Origin of the sequence: Nioella sp. MMSF_3534, from assembly GCF_030732985.1 — a bacterium.
Classification (GTDB): Bacteria; Pseudomonadota; Alphaproteobacteria; order Rhodobacterales; family Rhodobacteraceae; genus Nioella.
On sequence record NZ_JASHJX010000002.1, the window covers coordinates 133519 to 150364 of the forward strand.

Annotated in this window: 16 protein-coding genes; 7 read left to right on the forward strand and 9 right to left on the reverse strand. The window is 61.3% G+C overall.

Annotation, left to right across the window (positions count from 1 at the left end):
- Window positions 1-40: 40 nt before the first annotated feature.
- The 9 genes from hpf to RBB16_RS01555 all read right to left on the reverse strand — a co-directional run bounded on the left by hpf (window position 41) and on the right by RBB16_RS01555 (window position 7301).
- Window positions 41-607: a ribosome hibernation-promoting factor, HPF/YfiA family gene (hpf, locus tag RBB16_RS01515; RefSeq protein WP_071691724.1), complete on the reverse strand. Its 567-nt coding sequence runs from the start codon at window positions 605-607 to the stop codon at window positions 41-43.
- A gap of 233 nt (window positions 608-840) precedes the next feature.
- On the reverse strand, window positions 841-1602 hold the full coding sequence (lptB, locus tag RBB16_RS01520; protein WP_306044445.1) for an LPS export ABC transporter ATP-binding protein: 762 nt from the start codon (window positions 1600-1602) through the stop codon (window positions 841-843).
- A 3-nt stretch (window positions 1603-1605) separates the two neighbouring features.
- A complete protein-coding gene (lptA, locus tag RBB16_RS01525; RefSeq protein WP_306044446.1) occupies window positions 1606-2091 on the reverse strand; it encodes a lipopolysaccharide transport periplasmic protein LptA in 486 nt (161 codons plus the stop codon).
- 10 nt (window positions 2092-2101) lie between these two features.
- On the reverse strand, window positions 2102-2698 hold the full coding sequence (locus tag RBB16_RS01530) for a hypothetical protein (protein WP_306044447.1): 597 nt from the start codon (window positions 2696-2698) through the stop codon (window positions 2102-2104).
- 10 nt (window positions 2699-2708) lie between these two features.
- Window positions 2709-3320 carry a ribonuclease D gene (locus RBB16_RS01535; protein WP_306044448.1) on the reverse strand — a complete coding sequence of 204 codons (612 nt, stop codon included), beginning with the start codon at window positions 3318-3320 and terminating at the stop codon, window positions 2709-2711.
- Between the two features lie 136 nt (window positions 3321-3456).
- Entirely contained in the window at window positions 3457-4623 is a 1167-nt protein-coding gene (nagA, locus tag RBB16_RS01540) for an N-acetylglucosamine-6-phosphate deacetylase (protein ID WP_306044449.1), read from the reverse strand.
- On the reverse strand, window positions 4620-5651 hold the full coding sequence (locus tag RBB16_RS01545; RefSeq protein ID WP_306044450.1) for an SIS domain-containing protein: 1032 nt from the start codon (window positions 5649-5651) through the stop codon (window positions 4620-4622). The genes nagA and RBB16_RS01545 overlap by 4 nt, the downstream gene beginning before the upstream one ends.
- A 16-nt stretch (window positions 5652-5667) precedes the next feature.
- Window positions 5668-6423: a GntR family transcriptional regulator gene (locus RBB16_RS01550; RefSeq protein ID WP_306044451.1), complete on the reverse strand. Its 756-nt coding sequence runs from the start codon at window positions 6421-6423 to the stop codon at window positions 5668-5670.
- Complete coding sequence (locus RBB16_RS01555) at window positions 6420-7301, reverse strand: BadF/BadG/BcrA/BcrD ATPase family protein (RefSeq protein ID WP_306044452.1); 882 nt, start codon at window positions 7299-7301, stop codon at window positions 6420-6422. The genes RBB16_RS01550 and RBB16_RS01555 overlap by 4 nt, the downstream gene beginning before the upstream one ends.
- A gap of 147 nt (window positions 7302-7448) precedes the next feature.
- On the opposite strand from RBB16_RS01555, the gene RBB16_RS01560 reads away from it, so the two are divergent.
- From RBB16_RS01560 to RBB16_RS01590, 7 genes are all read left to right on the forward strand, one after another.
- On the forward strand, window positions 7449-8345 hold the full coding sequence (locus tag RBB16_RS01560) for an N-acetylmuramic acid 6-phosphate etherase (RefSeq protein WP_306044453.1): 897 nt from the start codon (window positions 7449-7451) through the stop codon (window positions 8343-8345).
- Window positions 8346-8384: 39 nt separating this feature from the next.
- Window positions 8385-9641, forward strand: a complete 1257-nt coding sequence (locus RBB16_RS01565; RefSeq protein WP_371931200.1) for an ABC transporter substrate-binding protein — start codon at window positions 8385-8387, stop codon at window positions 9639-9641.
- Between the two features lie 67 nt (window positions 9642-9708).
- Window positions 9709-10623: a carbohydrate ABC transporter permease gene (locus tag RBB16_RS01570; RefSeq protein ID WP_306044454.1), complete on the forward strand. Its 915-nt coding sequence runs from the start codon at window positions 9709-9711 to the stop codon at window positions 10621-10623.
- A 13-nt stretch (window positions 10624-10636) separates the two neighbouring features.
- A complete protein-coding gene (locus RBB16_RS01575) occupies window positions 10637-11476 on the forward strand; it encodes a carbohydrate ABC transporter permease (RefSeq protein ID WP_306044455.1) in 840 nt (279 codons plus the stop codon).
- Between the two features lie 142 nt (window positions 11477-11618).
- Window positions 11619-12653 carry a Gfo/Idh/MocA family oxidoreductase gene (locus RBB16_RS01580; protein WP_306044456.1) on the forward strand — a complete coding sequence of 345 codons (1035 nt, stop codon included), beginning with the start codon at window positions 11619-11621 and terminating at the stop codon, window positions 12651-12653.
- Window positions 12650-13654, forward strand: coding sequence for an ABC transporter ATP-binding protein (locus tag RBB16_RS01585; RefSeq protein WP_306044457.1), 1005 nt, complete (start codon window positions 12650-12652; stop codon window positions 13652-13654). The genes RBB16_RS01580 and RBB16_RS01585 overlap by 4 nt, the downstream gene beginning before the upstream one ends.
- 333 nt (window positions 13655-13987) lie before the next feature.
- Window positions 13988-16846 carry a monovalent cation/H+ antiporter subunit A gene (locus RBB16_RS01590; RefSeq protein WP_306044458.1) on the forward strand — a complete coding sequence of 953 codons (2859 nt, stop codon included), beginning with the start codon at window positions 13988-13990 and terminating at the stop codon, window positions 16844-16846.

Below are 16846 nucleotides of genomic sequence, written 5' to 3' on the forward strand. Positions count from 1 at the left end.
GGTCTGGGGCCGCGCTAGCGCCCGGCCCCTGTTGCTTCTGTTAACGGGGGTCAATCCAGCCGACATTCCCATCTTCGCGGCGGTAGACCACATTCAACCCGTCGTGTCCCTCGTTTCGGAAAATCAGAACGGGCGCTCCGGAAATTTCCATCTGCATCACCGCTTCACCAACCGAAAGGGACGGAATTTTCGTCTCCATCTCGGCAATGATCATCGGCTGCAGCGACTCCGGTTCGTCCTCATCCCCATGGTCCGAGCCCGCGAGGATATACGAGGAACCGGCGAAGGTTTCAACGGGCTCTGATCGCTTGATGTGATGGTCTTTCAGGCGGCGCTTGTAGCGACGCAGCTGCTTTTCCATCTTCTCTGCGCATTGGTCGAAGGATGCGTAGATTTCATGGTCGGCGGCCTTTGCTGACGCGGTCAGCCCGGTCGAAAGATGGATGGTGGCTTCGCAGACATGCTCGTGGCCGCTACGCGAGAACACGATATTCGCGTCGGTCGGACGTTCAGCGTATTTTTCCACGACGGCGCCAAGACTGTCCTTCACATGGGTTTGCAAGGCGTCGCCGATATCGATTTGTTTTCCGCTGATCTGGTAGCGCATAGGACCTCCTTAAATGCGAACGGCCGACGCGGGAAAGGATCCCCGGGCGGCCGTAAGTCAGTACAGCGATGCAACAAAAAAGCGCCCCTGATGTTTGCTTGCATTCGTCGGCCCGGTGGGTCCGGCGATGTGCAGTGCAAGATCGGGAACGCTTTCGTACATCCCCACCATTTGGCGCTGAATCGGGGCGGTCTGTCAACGACAACTCGACGTGATCCGCCCGTTGGCAAAGATCAACTGATGCGGAAACTGTGGCCCAGATAGACCCGGCGCACGTTCTCGTCCCGCACCACTTCCTCGGCGGTGCCGCTCATCAACATGGTGCCGTCATGCAGGATATAGGCGCGGTCCACGATATCGAGCGTTTCGCGCACGTTGTGATCGGTGATCAAGACACCGATCCCTCGTTTCTTAAGGTCGGACACCAGTGCGCGAATCTCGGATACCGCAATCGGATCGACGCCCGCAAAGGGCTCGTCCAGCAGCAGATATCGGGGGTTCGAGGCCAGGCAGCGGGCGATCTCGGCCCGGCGGCGTTCGCCTCCGGACAGGGACAGGGCCGGGGCGGCGCGCAGATGGGTGATGGAGAATTCCGAAAGCAGCTCTTCCAGCCGTTCGTGGCGCTTGTGGCGGTCTTTTTCCACCACTTCGAGAATCGCCGTGATGTTTTCCTCGACCGTCAGACCGCGAAAGATCGACATCTCTTGTGGCAGATATCCGATGCCTGCCTTGGCGCGGCGATACATCGGCAGATAGGTGATATCCTGCCCGTCCAGAATGACCTTGCCACCTTCGGGTGCGACCAGCCCGGCGATTGAATAGAAACAGGTGGTCTTGCCCGATCCGTTCGGACCGAGAAGGGCCACAACCTCGCCCCGGTCCAATGTCATGGTCACGTCGCGGATCACCGGACGGCGCTTGTAGCTTTTGCGCAGATTGGTGACGCGCAGGCCCTGCTGGCCCTGTTCCATCACAAGATCGGGCCGGTCTGCCATGGGTTACTGCCCCGCGGGTTGCAGGATGGTGCGCACCCGGCCCTCGACCGTGCCGTTACCGGTGTTGAGGTCGATATTCAGCCGGTCACCGGCAATCGTGGTGCGCCCTTGCGTCACCAGGACATCGCCCGACAGGAACACGTGACCGGTGTCGACCGAGTATTCCGCCTGTGCGCCTTCCGCGGCGTCCTGCCCGCGCGTGAGCAGCACGCCGCCAGTGGCCAGAACCTGCTGGATCTGCTGCGTGTCGCCTGTGCCGTAGATGACAGACACCTCGCCCGCCGCCATCCTCAAATCCCCCTGGATCACGATGACATTGCCGGAAAACACCGCATTTCCCGTCGTTTGATCCACGCTGAGGCTGTCGGACGTCACCTCGATCGGCTGGTTGGCGTCATGAGACACCCCCCCGAATCCGATGGATGTTTGTGCCGAGATCGGCAAAGCGGAAAGGCAAGCCACGCAAAGGGCAATGAGAAAGGCGCGCATGAAAGCTCCGTTAACTTCCGGGCTCGTATAGCACCCGAACACCGCCATTAAAAAGGACAACGTCGTTTCCATCAACAGCGCTGATTCGCATTGATCCGGCTGTCAGGGACAAACCGGGGCCGGTGACCAGCACATTTCCCGGCGCAACGGCGCTGGATGTGCCCATGTCGAAATGCATCAGCTCTGTGTTCAGGCGCAGACCGGTGGTGGTCGTCAGCTGTACCTCGTCCCCCAGATCGGCGGCTTCGTTGCGCAGGTCGAACTGTCCGCTGCCTGCCACGATCAGCAGGATGGAATCAGAGTCCAGGTCAATGCGGGCCTCGATGGTTTCGGCATCCAGCAAGTTGGGGTTGGTCAGCCTTGGGACCACGCGCGCGGCGGTGAAGATCACCTCGCGCCCATCCGACATGGTACCGGCAAAGCGCGGCTGGCCAAGGCTTTGTTCGCGGGCCAGTTCCTCCACATCCACTTCGGCGAAGGGTATGGCGCGGTTCGGGTCCGGGGCGCGGGAGAACAGGAACAGGGTCGACAGCAGCGCCAGCGCCAGCAGCGGCAGGATCACCTTTACCCAGGCGACAACACGCGAATAGGTGTTGGGCGCGGCCATGTCCGTCCCCTCAGTGAGAGAAGATGTCGATCTCGGGCCAGCCCGAAAGATCCAGCTTGGCGCGGGTGGGCAGGAAATCGAAACAGGCTTGGGCGATCTCGGTCCTGCCTTCGCGGTCCAGCCTTGTCTCGAAAATCTCCTTCAGCCGGTGCAGGTACAGAACGTCCGACGCGGCATAGGTCATCTGCGCATCGGTCAGCTTCGGCGCCCCCCAGTCAGAGCTTTGCTGCATCTTGGAAATGTCGACGTTCAACAGCTCCTGACACAGGTTCCGCAGCCCGTGGCGGTCGGTATAGGTGCGCACCAGCTTCGACGCGATCTTGGTGCAGAACACCGGTGCCGCCAGCGCGCCGAAGGCGTGATACATAGCGGCAATGTCGAAGCGCCCGAAATGGAAGAGTTTCAGTACTTCGGGGTCTTCCAGCATCCGCGCAAGGTTCGGGGCTTTGGTCTGGCCCTGTTCGACCTGCACCAGATGCGCGTGACCATCCCCGCCTGACATCTGCACCAGACACAACCGGTCACGATGCGGGTTCAGCCCCATCGTTTCACAGTCGATTGCAACAACGGGGCCAAGGTCCAGCCCGTCGGGAAGGTCGTTCTTGTAAAGATGGATCGTCATCGTCTTCCCCTGATCAATCGCAGGCCGGGCCGCAGCTACCCCAAGTCTCTCTGGCTGGGTTCATGTCACCTTTCGGAAAGATAGGCAACTTGGGGCGGGCTTGCCAATTGGATGGGGCGTATTGGCGGTATCCGGCTTAGCCAGCCGATACAGCTACGCCCCTGTGCCAGACTGTAGCCGGTCCTGTGCCCTCCAACTCAATATGCTGGAAATCCGCTGGAGCACCGGGTTCGAGGCGTCCCAAACCTGTGCTGTCGCCAATAACAGAGGCCGGAATGGACGTCGCCATGGCAAGTGCGCCTGCCGGATCGGCAAAGCCCCATCCGATCAGGTTCCGAACGGCTGTAAGCTGGTCCAGATCCGCCCCGGCCAAAGTGCCGTCCTCCAGCGTCAGCCGGCCCTCCCGGCGCAGAACCTTGCGACCGCCCAGATGAAATTCTGTCAGGTCGGACCCGGCAACGGCCATCGCGTCGCTGACAAGGAAGATCTTTCCCGGACCTGCCTTGGCCCGCAGGGCAATTCCAATGCTGTCGGGATGCGCGTGAATACCATCGGCGATCAGCCCCGCAGACAGCCCCGGCTGGCAGATCGCGCTGCCCACCAGACCCGGTTCGCGATTGCCAAGCTGGCTCATGGCGTTGAACAAGTGGGTCACGCAGGTGGCCCCGGCGTCCACGGCCTTCTGCACCTGTGCGGCGCTTGCTTGTGTGTGGCCAAGCGAGATGATCAGCCCCGCGTCGGTCAATTGCCGGATCTGGGCGAGGGTCACATTCTCGACCGCGACGGTCATCTTCAGAACCGGCAACCGGCGCGCACCGTCGATCAGGATTTCGACATCCCGATCGGTCATGGGGCGGATGAACCGCGCCTCATGTGCGCCCTTGCGGGCAACCGACAGGTGCGGTCCCTCCAGATGCAGGCCGATGATGCCGGGGACGTCTGCGGCAATGGCGGCCTCGACCGCGTCGATGGCGGCAATCGTCTTCTCGGGCGCATCGGTGATCAGCGTTGGCAGGATCGACGTCGCGCCAAGCGTGGCATGGGCGTGGGCGATGCGGCGCAGGGCATCGACGGACTGGTCATCGTTCAGCATCACTCCGCCGCCGCCATTGACTTGCAGGTCGACAAAGCCCGGAGCGAGCAGACCACCGGGAAGGCTGCGGCGGGGCATTGTGTCATCCAGATCGCCTGTTGGGACAATCGCCAAGATCCGGCTGCTTTCCACGATCAGCGCGCTGTCTGAATGAAACGCCGCGCCATCGAAAATGCGAGGACAGAGATAGGCTGTGCGTTGCTCCGTCATACGGTCTCCGTCACTTTGCGCAGATGGCGCGGGGTGTCTGGGTTGATGCCCCGATCCGCCGCCACCCGCTCGACCATCGTGTAGAAGGACACCATAAGCGCGATTGCATCCGTCAGGGCGTGGCCCGTGCGCACATGCGGCAGTTGTGTGGCGCCTGACGGCTGATCGGAGGTCAGAAACACGCTGGCACCTTTCGCGGCCAGATTGTCCGCAACCTGAACCACTGACGCTTCGGCCGCATCGCCCACGGCAAAACACAGCACGGGGAACCCTTCCTCGACGATGGACACCGGGCCATGCAGCACCTCTGCCGCCGAGTAGCTTTCGGCGTGGATCTGGCAGGTTTCCTTGAACTTGAGCGCCGCTTCATTGGACATGGCCCAGGACGGCCCGCGCCCGAGGGTGAAGAGCGATTTCTTCTGCCCGATGGCGCGGCGCAGGTTCGGCCAGTCCAGCTGTGCGGCGCGTTCCAGATGGGCGGGCAGGTCTTTCAGCGCCCCAATCAGCGCGTCATTGCCGGACCAGTGGGCCAGCAGCAGCAGGCCAGACACGGCAGAGGTCACAAAGGTCTTGGTCGCCGCGACGCTGCGTTCGGGGCCAGCGAAGATGTCGATTGTATGGGCCGATGCCTGCGCCAGTGGCGACGCGGGGTCGTTGGTAATGGCCACCGTCAAGGCGCCGCCCTTGCCAGCCCCTTTGGCCATGGACACGATATCGGGGCTTTTTCCCGATTGAGAGACAGAGAGGCACAGACCACCGGCCAGTTTCAGATCCGCTCCGTAGATCGACGCAACAGACGGTCCAATAGAGGCCACGGGCAGCCCAAGCTCCAGCTCGATCGCGTATTTCAGGAATGTACAGACATGGTCAGACGACCCGCGCGCCACGGTTACCACGAACCGGGGATCAGCGGCACGGGCGGCGTCCGCGATGGCGGCGATATCGGCCGATTTCCCGGCCACCAGACGGGCGACGACTTGCGGGATCTCCAGGATTTCCCGGCGCATCTGGGTGGAATGGTCGGTCATGGTCGGATTGCCTTTGCTACAGGCGCAGCTCTGCCACGAAATCATAGGCATCGCCGCGATAGATGGATTTGGTGAATTCAGCGACCCGGCCAGAAGGCAGGTAGGACACGCGCTCGATGCGCAGCCCGGCGGCCCCTTCGGCCACACCGAGCAGATCGGCGTCGTCTTGGCCCAGGTTGATAGCCGAGATTTTCTGGATGGCGCGGACCGGGCGATTCCCGTCCTGTTCCAGCACGTCATAAAGCGACGTCGTGACGGCAATCGGGTTGGGCAGAATGTCGACGGGCAGCGCCGCACGCTCGATGGCCATGGGCCTGTCATCGGCCATGCGCAGCCGCGAGATGCGCGCGACCGAGTCATTGGCCGACAGTGCCAGCGCAATGGTTTCTTCGGGTGACGGCAGGCAGATGCTGCGTTCGAGCCAGACAGAGGTTGATTTCATCCCGCGCCGGGTCATGTCCTCGGAGAACGAGGTCAGATGGGACAGCGATTGTTCAACCCGCTGCGCCTTTTCGGTGACGAACGTGCCCGACCCCTGCCGCTGAATGACTGTCCCCGACTCCACCAATGCCTGAATCGCATTGCGCACGGTGACGCGTGACAAGCCGGTCAGCGAGGCAATCTCTCGTTCCGAGGGAAGGGACGCGCCGGGGGGCAGAATACCAACCTCAGGGTCCATGGCCTTTTCGATCCGTTTGCGCAGCTGCACATAGCGCGGCCCCGCGACCTGATCGAGCCAGCCATCCGCCTTGAGATAATCGGTGATCTTCATGTCGTGCCTCCGCTTCTCGGCAAACGCCGGGCGAGGGTCAGGGCCCCCGCGAGCGCGGAGTCATCCGGATTGGACAGCTCCCCGGCGACATTCGCAGGCAGGAAGTCTGCATATTGCTGCGCCAACCCGCCAATCGGGCAAAGCCGTTCCTCCCGTTTCCACCCAAGCCGGTTGAGGCCGGATACGATGTAGGCCGCGCCATCCTTCATCAGGGTGGTTGCGATGTCGTCTCCCGCCCTGGCCGCCGCAACGATGCGTGGCGCAAAATGGGCGAAATCCACCGGCCGGGCCGTTGCGGCAAAGCCGACTATTCCGGCGGGTCCGTTCAACTCGTCCAGGATCTCGGTTGTCAGGGCAGACCCCGTAATCAGACCGTCCGAAGCATGAAGGGTACGTGACAACAGCTTGCGGCCAAGGTCGGCGCCCGATGCCTCGTCACCGAGAACGAAGCCCCAACCGCCGATCAACTCAATATGATCGTGGGCGCGCCGCGCAAGAAACGACCCGGTGCCTATGCCAATCACAGCGCCGTCATCGTCCCCAAGGGCGCCAACAACAGCAGCGATTCGGTCATCTTCCACCACGACATTGTCTATGTGGAGCGCCTCGGCGACAGTCGCTGCGATCTTCGGGCTGACAACCCCTGCCAGCCCCAGATAGGCCCGCGCATGGCGCAGGTCGTCAAGCGTCAGCCCGGCGGATTGCGCAAGCGATTCAAAGCCATTGCGAAGTGTGGCCAAGGCACCGTGCAGGTCGGTCGAGACATTGGCCGACCCGCATTTGACCTCATACATATGCGTGCCGGTATCGAGGGCAAGGCGGCAGGTGCTGCCCCCACCGTCAACGCCGATCACGAGGTTTGACTTGGTCTGTGTCATGCAGAAACCATTACAATACCTTTGTGGGCATTTCTAGGGGTGGTATCGAATTTATACTACCAAAATAGGCCGAAATGCAGCAAGAACATTCCCTCTTGGCTTAAAGGTACGTAAATGGTATCTTCTGTCGTCAGGAGGGGGAATCACATGCCTCAACGCCAGACAGAACAGCTGCACGCTGCCGCCCGCGGGCTGGATGCGCGCCCGATTGAAGAGATCGGGGCCACATTGCTGGCCGGTCAGCTTGATGCGTTGCGGGCCGTTTCTTCTGCAACGGTGGACATCGCGCGGGGCGGTCAGCTTATGGCGGAGGCCGTTCGCGCTGGTGGGCAGCTGGTCTATGCAGCGGCGGGGTCGTCCGGCCTGATGGCCATGGCGGATGCCTGCGAGCTGGCGGGAACCTTCGGCCTGCCACCGGAACGCACCCGAATTCTGATGGCTGGCGGTATCCCCAAGGACGCCGCGATGCCCGGTGATACGGAAGACGATACCCAAGAAGCAGAGGCAGCGGCCAGCATCATCGGCAAAGGGGACGCGGTCATCTTGCTCAGCGCCTCTGGCCGCACGCCCTATGCCCTGAAAATCGCGGCCATTGCACGCGACCGTGGGGCACATGTGATCGGTTTGGCCAATAACCCCGAAACCCCGTTGCTGGCCCTTGCTGACGTGGCCATCTGCCTGCCGACCCCGCCCGAGGTCATTTCGGGTTCCACACGCATGGGCGCGGGCACGGCGCAAAAGGCGGCCCTGAACATGATGTCAACGATCATGGGCGTTGCCCTGGGTCATGTGCATGACGGCATGATGGTCAACCTGCGCGCCGATAATGACAAACTGCGAGATCGGGCCGCCCGAATGGTGGCCGATATCGCCTCGGTCCCGCATGAACAGGCCGAAACCGCCCTTGCGACGGCAAACGGTCGGGTCAAACCCGCCGTGTTGCTGGCCATGGGTGCCCCGAATCTGACCTTGGCCGAAGACCTGCTGACAAAAGCAGACGGCCGACTTCGTGCCGCCATGGCGGCTTTGCACAGCCACGCCTGAGACGCGGGCTTTAACCAGGACCTTAGGGAGGAAAACCAAATGTCCATGAAGAAACTCGGCGCCGGTCTTCTGGCGACCACCATTCTGGCGGGAACCGTTGCCTCGGCCCAGGATGTTACCCTGACTATTGAGAGCTGGCGGAATGACGACCTGCTGCTGTGGCAGGATGTGATTATCCCTGCATTCGAAGCCAACCATCCCGGCATTCACGTGGAGTTCACCCCCTCGGCTCCGGCGGAATACAATGCCGTGCTGAATTCCAAGCTGGAAGCGGGTTCCGCCGGTGACCTGATCACCTGCCGTCCGTTCGATGCCTCACTTGCGCTTTATGAAGACGGCCACCTTGCCGACCTGAGCGACCTCGACGCGATGGCCAACTTCTCCTCCGTGGCGCAATCCGCATGGCAGACCGATGACGGCTCCGCCACTTTCTGCGTCCCGATGGCGTCCGTGATCCACGGCTTCATCTACAATGCCGATGCGTTTGAGGAGCTTGGGCTGGAAGAGCCGACCACCGTGGACGAATTCTTTGCCGTGCTCGACGCGATCGAGGAAGACGGCGGGTATATCCCCATGGCCATGGGCACCAATGACCAATGGGAAGCGGCCACCATGGGCTATAACAATATCGGCCCGAATTACTGGCGCGGTGAAGAAGGCCGTCTGGCCCTGATCGCCGGTGAACAGTCGCTGACCGATGAAGCCTGGGTTGCCCCCTATCGTCAGCTTGCCCGTTGGGGCCAGTATCTGGGCCGTGGCTTCGAGGCGCAGACCTATCCCGACAGCCAGAACCTGTTCACCCTTGGCCGCGCGGCGATCTATCCCGCCGGATCGTGGGAGATCACCGGGTTCAACGCGCAGGCCGATTTTGCCATGGGGGCCTTCCCGCCGCCGGTGCAGAACGCGGGTGACGAGTGCTACATCTCGGATCACACCGACATCGCCATTGGCCTGAACCCGGCATCGCCGAACGCCGAAGCGGCCCGCACCTTCCTGGAATGGGTCGGCTCCGAGGAGTTCGCCACGATCTACGCCAATGCCCTGCCCGGCTTCTTCTCGCTGTCGAATTTCGACGTGGCCATGGAAGATCCGCTGGCGCAGGAATTCGTGTCCTGGCGGGGTGAGTGCAACTCCACCATCCGCTCCACCTACCAGATCCTGTCGCGCGGCACCCCGAACCTGGAAAACGAAACCTGGAACGCATCCGCCCAGGTGATCCGTGGGGCCGAAACCCCGGAAGAGGCCGGTCAGCGCCTGCAGGACGGTCTGGCAAGCTGGTACGAACCGCAGCAGTAACCTCCCTTGCTGCACATTGTCCGGGCGGCCCCCTTGCTGCCCGGACCCCAAGTCCCCGGAGGCCAAGATGCGCAAACCCCAGATCAGATGGCATATCCTCGTGTTCCTCGCCCCCGCGGTGCTGGTCTACACGGCGATCATGATCATCCCGCTTTTCAACACCTTGCGGCTGGCCCTGTTTGACGAGGTCGACCGGACGCGCGTGTTCGTGGGGCTGGACAATTTCCGCACGCTGTTCGGAGACCCGCTGTGGTCTGACGCGTTCTGGAATGCGCTTGGCAACAACTTCTGGTTTTTCCTCATTCACATGCTGGTTCAGAACCCCATCGGCATCCTTCTGGCCGCAATCCTGAGCCACCCGCGCCTGCGCTTTGCTGCGCTCTATCGCACAGCCATTTTCGTGCCCACGATCCTCAGCTTCGTGATTGTCGGTTTCGCCTGGAAACTGATCCTCTCGCCCATCTGGGGCATTGCACCCGGCATGATGGATGCGGTCGGGCTGGACGACTATTTTCTGCCCTGGCTTGGGCTGGAAAGCACCGCGCTGACCACATTGGCGCTGATTTCCGTCTGGCAGTTCGTCGGCATCCCGATGATGCTGATCTATGCGGCCCTTCTGTCGATCCCCGAGGAGATTCTGGAGGCAGGCGAATGTGACGGAATCACCGGGGCATCGGCTTTCTGGAAGATCAAGCTGCCGCTTATCCTGCCTTCGATCGGGATCATTTCTATCCTGACATTCGTGGGCAATTTCAACGCGTTCGACCTGATCTACGCCGCGCAAGGCGCGCTTGCAGGGCCGGACTATTCAACCGATATCCTTGGCACCTTCATGTATCGCACCTTCTTCGGCTTCCAGCTGCAACTGGGCGATCCGCATATGGGGTCCGCCATTGCAAGCGCCATGTTCGCGATCATCCTGATCGGGGTCTGTATCTACCTCTTCGGTATCCAGACCCGCATGCGCCGCTATCAGTTCTGAGGGGGATGGACGCATGAACAAGGCCCGCAGAAACCCCGTCAACATCGCCGCCGCGCATGGCATCCTGATCCTTTACACGGTCATCGCGCTGTTCCCGGTCTTCGTGATCCTGATCAACAGTTTCAAGACCCGCCGGTCCATCTTCCGCGAGCCGCTGGCCCTGCCGGATGCAGAGAGCTTTTCGACCGTAGGGTACGAGACCGTATTCAATCAGGGCGATTTCTTCGGCTACTTCCAGAACTCGATGATCGTGACGGTGGCGTCGCTGTTCTTCATCCTGCTGTTCGGAGCCATGGCAGCCTTTGCCCTTAGCGAATACCGGTTCAAGGGCAACACGCTGATGGGATTGTATCTGGCCCTTGGCATCATGATCCCGATCCGTATCGGTACCGTCGCGATCCTGGAACTGATGGTGGATACCGGTCTGGTCAATACGCTTTGGGCGCTGATCCTCGTCTATACCGCGCAGGGTTTGCCGCTGGCTGTCTTCATCCTCAGCGAGTTCATGCGGCAGGTGTCGGATGACCTGAAGAACGCAGGCCGGATTGATGGACTCAGCGAATACACGATCTTCTTCCGCCTGGTTCTGCCGCTGGTGCGGCCTGCCATGGCGACGGTCGCGGTCTTCAACATGATCCCGATCTGGAACGATCTTTGGTTCCCGCTGATCCTCGCGCCGGCGGAAGAAACCAAAACCCTGACACTGGGCAGCCAGGTCTTCATCGGCCAGTTCGTGACCGACTGGAACGCGGTTTTGTCAGCGCTTGGCATGGCGATCCTGCCTGTGATGGTGCTCTATGTCATCTTCTCGCGCCAGTTGATCCGCGGCATCACGTCGGGGGCGGTGAAATGAGCACTCTCTCAGGCGGCCCGCAAGCCCGTTCGAACGGGCTTATACAAAGCGGTTTCGAAACCGCTTGCAAGCCGCGTCGACGCGGCTTTGACACGGGCTTTCGAAAGCCCGTCCCGGTCCCGGAGTCAAAAGGGGATAGAACATGACCCGCGTTCTGATTGCAGGCCTTGGCAATATGGGGCTGAGTCACGCTCTGGCCCATCACCGCCACCCCGATGCGCAAATCGTCGGATTGGTGAACCGGTCGGGCCACACGGATCATTCGGAGTTGCAGGGCTATCCCGTCTTCACCGATTTCCATGCGGCACTGGCAGAGGTGAAACCGGATCTGGCCGTGATCGCCACTTACACCGATACCCATGCGGACTATGCCATCGCGGCCATGCAGGCAGGTGCGCATGTCTTCGTGGAAAAGCCGCTGGCCATGACCGCGGCCGAGGCGCGCCGCGTGGTCGATTGCGCGACAAAAACCGGGCGGAAACTGGTCGTGGGCTACATCCTGCGCCATCACCCCTCCTGGATGCGGCTGATCTCCGAGGCGCGCGGGCTTGGCGGGCCCTATGTCTTCCGTCTGAACCTGAACCAGCAATCGACGGGCGAGACCTGGGACACCCACAAATCGCTGATGCAGACCACCAGCCCGATCGTCGATTGTGGCGTCCACTATGTCGACGTCATGTGCCAGATCACCGATGCAGCGCCGGTGCGCGTGCACGGAATGGGTCTGCGCCTGTCCGATGAAATCGCCCCCGACATGTACAATTATGGTCAGTTCCAGGTGATCTTCGAGGACGGCTCCGTCGGCTGGTACGAGGCTGGCTGGGGTCCGATGATGTCGGAAACCGCCTTCTTCGTGAAGGATATCGTCAGCCCCAACGGCGCCGTGTCGATCACCGAGGGCAACAAGGGATCGTCCGACGATGTGGACGGCCACACCAAGGTGGGCGGCATCCTCGTTCACCGGCCTTCCGGCGACCAGTTGATCGAGATGGAGGGCGAGCCCGGCCATGACGACCTCTGCGCCGCCGAGCAGGCCTATATCCTGCGCGCCATCACTGACGATATCGACCTGACCCGCCATATGAATGACGCCGTGCAATCGCTGGCCATCTGCCTTGCCGCCGATGAAAGCATCCGCACCGGTAAACCGATCGACCTGAAGGACCGCAGACCATGACCGCGCTCAGCCTGAAAAACGTCAATAAATCCTTCGGCTCCGTCCATGTACTGAAGGATATCGACCTGGAGGTCGAAGACGGTGAGTTTGTCGTTTTCGTCGGTCCCTCAGGCTGCGGAAAGTCCACGTTGTTGCGGGTGATTGCAGGGCTGGAGGATGCGACTTCGGGCACTGTCGAGATCGCTGGTGAAGAGGTGAACACCGTTCCCCCTGCCAAACGCGGCATTGCCATGGTGTTCCAGAGCTATGCGCTCTACCCGCATCTGACGGTGCGCGGCAACATGGCGCTTGGCCTGAAACAGGAAGGCCAGCCGAAACAGGTAATCGAGGATCGCGTGGCCGAGGCTGCCCGGATGCTGTCGCTTGGCGAGTATCTGGACCGTCGCCCTTCAGAGCTGTCAGGCGGTCAGCGTCAGCGGGTTGCCATTGGCCGGGCCGTGGTGCGCCAGCCCAAGCTGTTCCTTTTCGACGAGCCGCTGTCCAACCTCGACGCGGCGCTGCGCATGAACACCCGAGTGGAAATAGCCCGCCTGCACCGGACGCTTGCCGCCTCGATGATCTATGTCACCCATGACCAGATCGAGGCGATGACATTGGCCGACAAGATCGTCGTGCTGCGCGATGGCAGGGTAGAACAGGTCGGCAGCCCCATGGAGCTGTATAACAACCCGGCCAATCAGTTCGTGGCGGGGTTCATAGGATCCCCTGCGATGAACTTCCTGCCTGCAGAGATCGTTGGTGGAAAGAAGGGCCAGATGATCGGCATTCGGCCGGAATATCTGCGCATTGTGGATCAGGGTCGCTTGCAGGCAACCGTGACCCATGTCGAAAATCTGGGTGGGGACACTAATGTTCTTGCCACGACGGAAGACGGGCATCCTGTGACACTGCGCCTGTTCGGTCAGCATTGCATTCAGCCGGACAAGATCATTGGCTTGGACTATGATGACGCGAAATCCTATCTCTTTGGAGAGGACGGAGAACGGGTGGTTGTCGCGTAGAACAGCGAAAACGACATTTCCAACATCGAGCTTGTAAAGCATCTCTGACAGTGATGGAGCTTTCAGAACGCGCGCTTTTCCTTTGGCGAAGGGGGTAGAACCACACCAAGCTCAATCCGTTGAGAACGGACCCAACCGCATGATGATCCGACCAACTTGCTGCGGTCAAACTGATAGCGGTGAATCCCCTTGAAAGCCTATATCGCAGACATATCTTAACCGAACCAATTGGATAAGGCCGACCGTCAGAGGCGCGACGATAACTCTTCGTTGCAATGAGTTGCCGCGCCCGGTACGTGTTGGCCAGATAAATTAAAGGGACAAGGACATACCATGGGTCTTGGGGGGACTCTCCTTCTTCTCATCGCAGTGATGCCCTTCGCCGGGGCGCTGTTGCCGGGTTTGATGATCCGGGCGGGGCGCAATGTCTGCGCGATCTCGACCGCAGTACCGACATTTCTGGCGCTGACGATGCTCGTCGTTCTGGCGCCATCAGTGATGCAGGGTGACGTGGTTCAGGCCCAGATCGAGTGGCTGCCGCAGCTCGGGCTATCCGCCTCGTTTTTTCTGGACGGCCTTGGGCTTCTCTTCGCGGGGATGATCCTCGGGGTTGGTCTGCTGATCACGCTCTACGCACGGTTCTACCTGTCGGGCGAAGATCCGATGGGGCAGTTCTATACCTATCTTCTGCTGTTTCAGGGCGCGATGCTGGGGATCGTGCTGTCGGACAACATCCTGCTTCTGTTGATTTTCTGGGAACTGACCTCGCTGTCGTCCTTCCTGCTGATCGGGTTCTGGAAGCACCTGCCAGAGGGGCGTCAGGGCGCGCGCATGGCGCTGGCGGTTACCGGCGCGGGCGGGCTTGCGATGATCGGCGGTATGCTGATCCTCGGCAATATCGTGGGCAGTTACAACCTGACGGATATCCTGGCCGCTGGCGATCAGATCCGCGCCTCCGAATGGTATCTGCCGGCGCTTATCCTGATCCTTCTGGGCGCGTTCACCAAATCCGCGCAGTTCCCGTTCCATTTCTGGTTGCCCCACGCCATGGCGGCACCCACGCCCGTTTCGGCCTACCTGCACTCTGCCACGATGGTGAAGGCCGGCGTGTTCCTGCTGGCCCGGATGTGGCCGGCGCTCGCGGGGACCGACGCGTGGTTCTACATCGTCTCCACCACCGGCCTCGTGACAATGGTTCTGGGCGCGCTCATCGCGCTGTTCAAGGATGACCTCAAGGCTTTGCTGGCCTTCTCGACGGTAAGCCATCTCGGTCTTCTGACGATGCTCCTTGGCTTCGGCACCCAGGCCGCCGCCGTGGCTGCCGTGTTCCACGTCATCAACCACCTGACCTTCAAGGCCGCGCTCTTCATGACCGCGGGCATCGTGGATCACGAGACCCACACCCGCGATATCAAGCGGCTTGGCGGGCTGAGGCACCTGATGCCGATAACCTTCCTCATCGGAACCGCTGCCGCCCTGTCGATGGCAGGGATTCCGCTGTTCAACGGGTTCCTGTCGAAGGAATTGATGTTGGAAGAGGCCTCGCATACCGACTGGTTCGGCAGCGCCTATGCGGTGCCGGTCATGGCCACGATCGGGGCGCTCCTGTCGGTCGCCTATTCGCTGCGCTTCATCTCTCATGTCTTTCTCGGTCCGGTGCGCGATGACTATCCGCACAAGCCCCATGATCCGCCCTTCGGCATGTGGGCCGCACCGGCGCTGTTGGTGGCGATGGTCGTTATCATCGGGGTTGCGCCCTTCCTTGCCGAAGGGATCGTGACGGCCGCGGCCAATGCAGTCACCGGCGCGGACCTGCATCCGCATCTGAAGATCTGGCATGGGTTCACACCCGCGCTGTGGATGTCCGTCATCGCCGTTGCTGGCGGGATTGTCCTTCTGCTGCTGCACAAGCCGCTCGACAAGCTATGGATCGCCGCGCCTCGGCCCGAGGCCAAGGCCATTTTCGACCGGTTGATCGCGGGTCTTGTCTCGGCATCCCGCGCGATCACCGAGATCGGCCACAATGGCGCAATCAGCCGCTACCTTGCGATTTTCACGGCAAGTTCCGTGGCCCTTGGCTGGGTCGCCTATTCCTCTGGCGGCCTCTCGGCCCCGACGCGAGAGCTGCTGCCCGTGTCACCGGTGATCTTCGTGGGCTGGGTCATGTTGATCGTCGCAACGCTGTCTGTCGTGACGATGCATCATCACCGCTTCCGGGCGCTGGTTCTGATCGGGATCATCGGCCTGTCGATCTCTGCCGGGTTCGCCTATCTCTCGGCGCCCGATCTGGCGCTGACGCAGATCTCGGTCGAGACGGTCACCATCATGCTGCTGCTTCTGGCGCTGCATTTCATGCCGAAGATTACCCCGAAGGAAAGCTCTGCCGGACTTAAACTGCGCGACGGTGTGATCGCGCTTGGGGCCGGGGGCGGCGTGGCCGCGCTGGCCTATGCATTCCTGCTGCGCGATATCGAGACGATTTCCGACTATCACCTCGCCAACAGCTACGAGGGCGGCGGCGGCACCAATGTGGTCAACGTCATCCTCGTTGATTTCCGTGGATACGATACGTTCGGCGAAATCATCGTATTGGGAATCGCGGGTCTGGTGATCTATGCGGTCATGCACGCGCTGCTGGACGGACCGGCGGCGCGGCGGCTGAAGAACACCGACTATTCGCATGACCGGTCTCGTGACCGCCATCCGATGATGATGGTCGTCGCCACCCGCGTCATGATGCCCATTGCCATCGTCGTGGGTGCCTACATCTTCCTGCGCGGCCACAATCAGCCCGGAGGCGGCTTCGTCGCCGGCCTGGTGATCGCAATCGCGCTTCTGATGCAATACATGGCTTCCGGCTTTGCCTGGACGCAGGAACGTCAGCGGATGGAATACCATACGATGATCGGGCTTGGCGTCGTGATTGCTGGCCTGACCGGCGTCGGTTCGTGGCTCTTCGGGCGACCGTTCCTGACCAGCGACTTCACCTATATTCATCTGCCGCCGATCGAGGAATTCGAGGTCGCCACGGCCATGCTGTTCGATCTCGGGGTGTTCCTGACCGTTCTGGGCGGGGTCATGCTGATGCTCTACAGCCTGAGCAGGATTGCCCGCTTCGCCGGTGAGACGGTGAATGTCGATCCGATGGACTATGACCCGGCGGATCGGATCACGGACGAGGAGGAGCGCTGA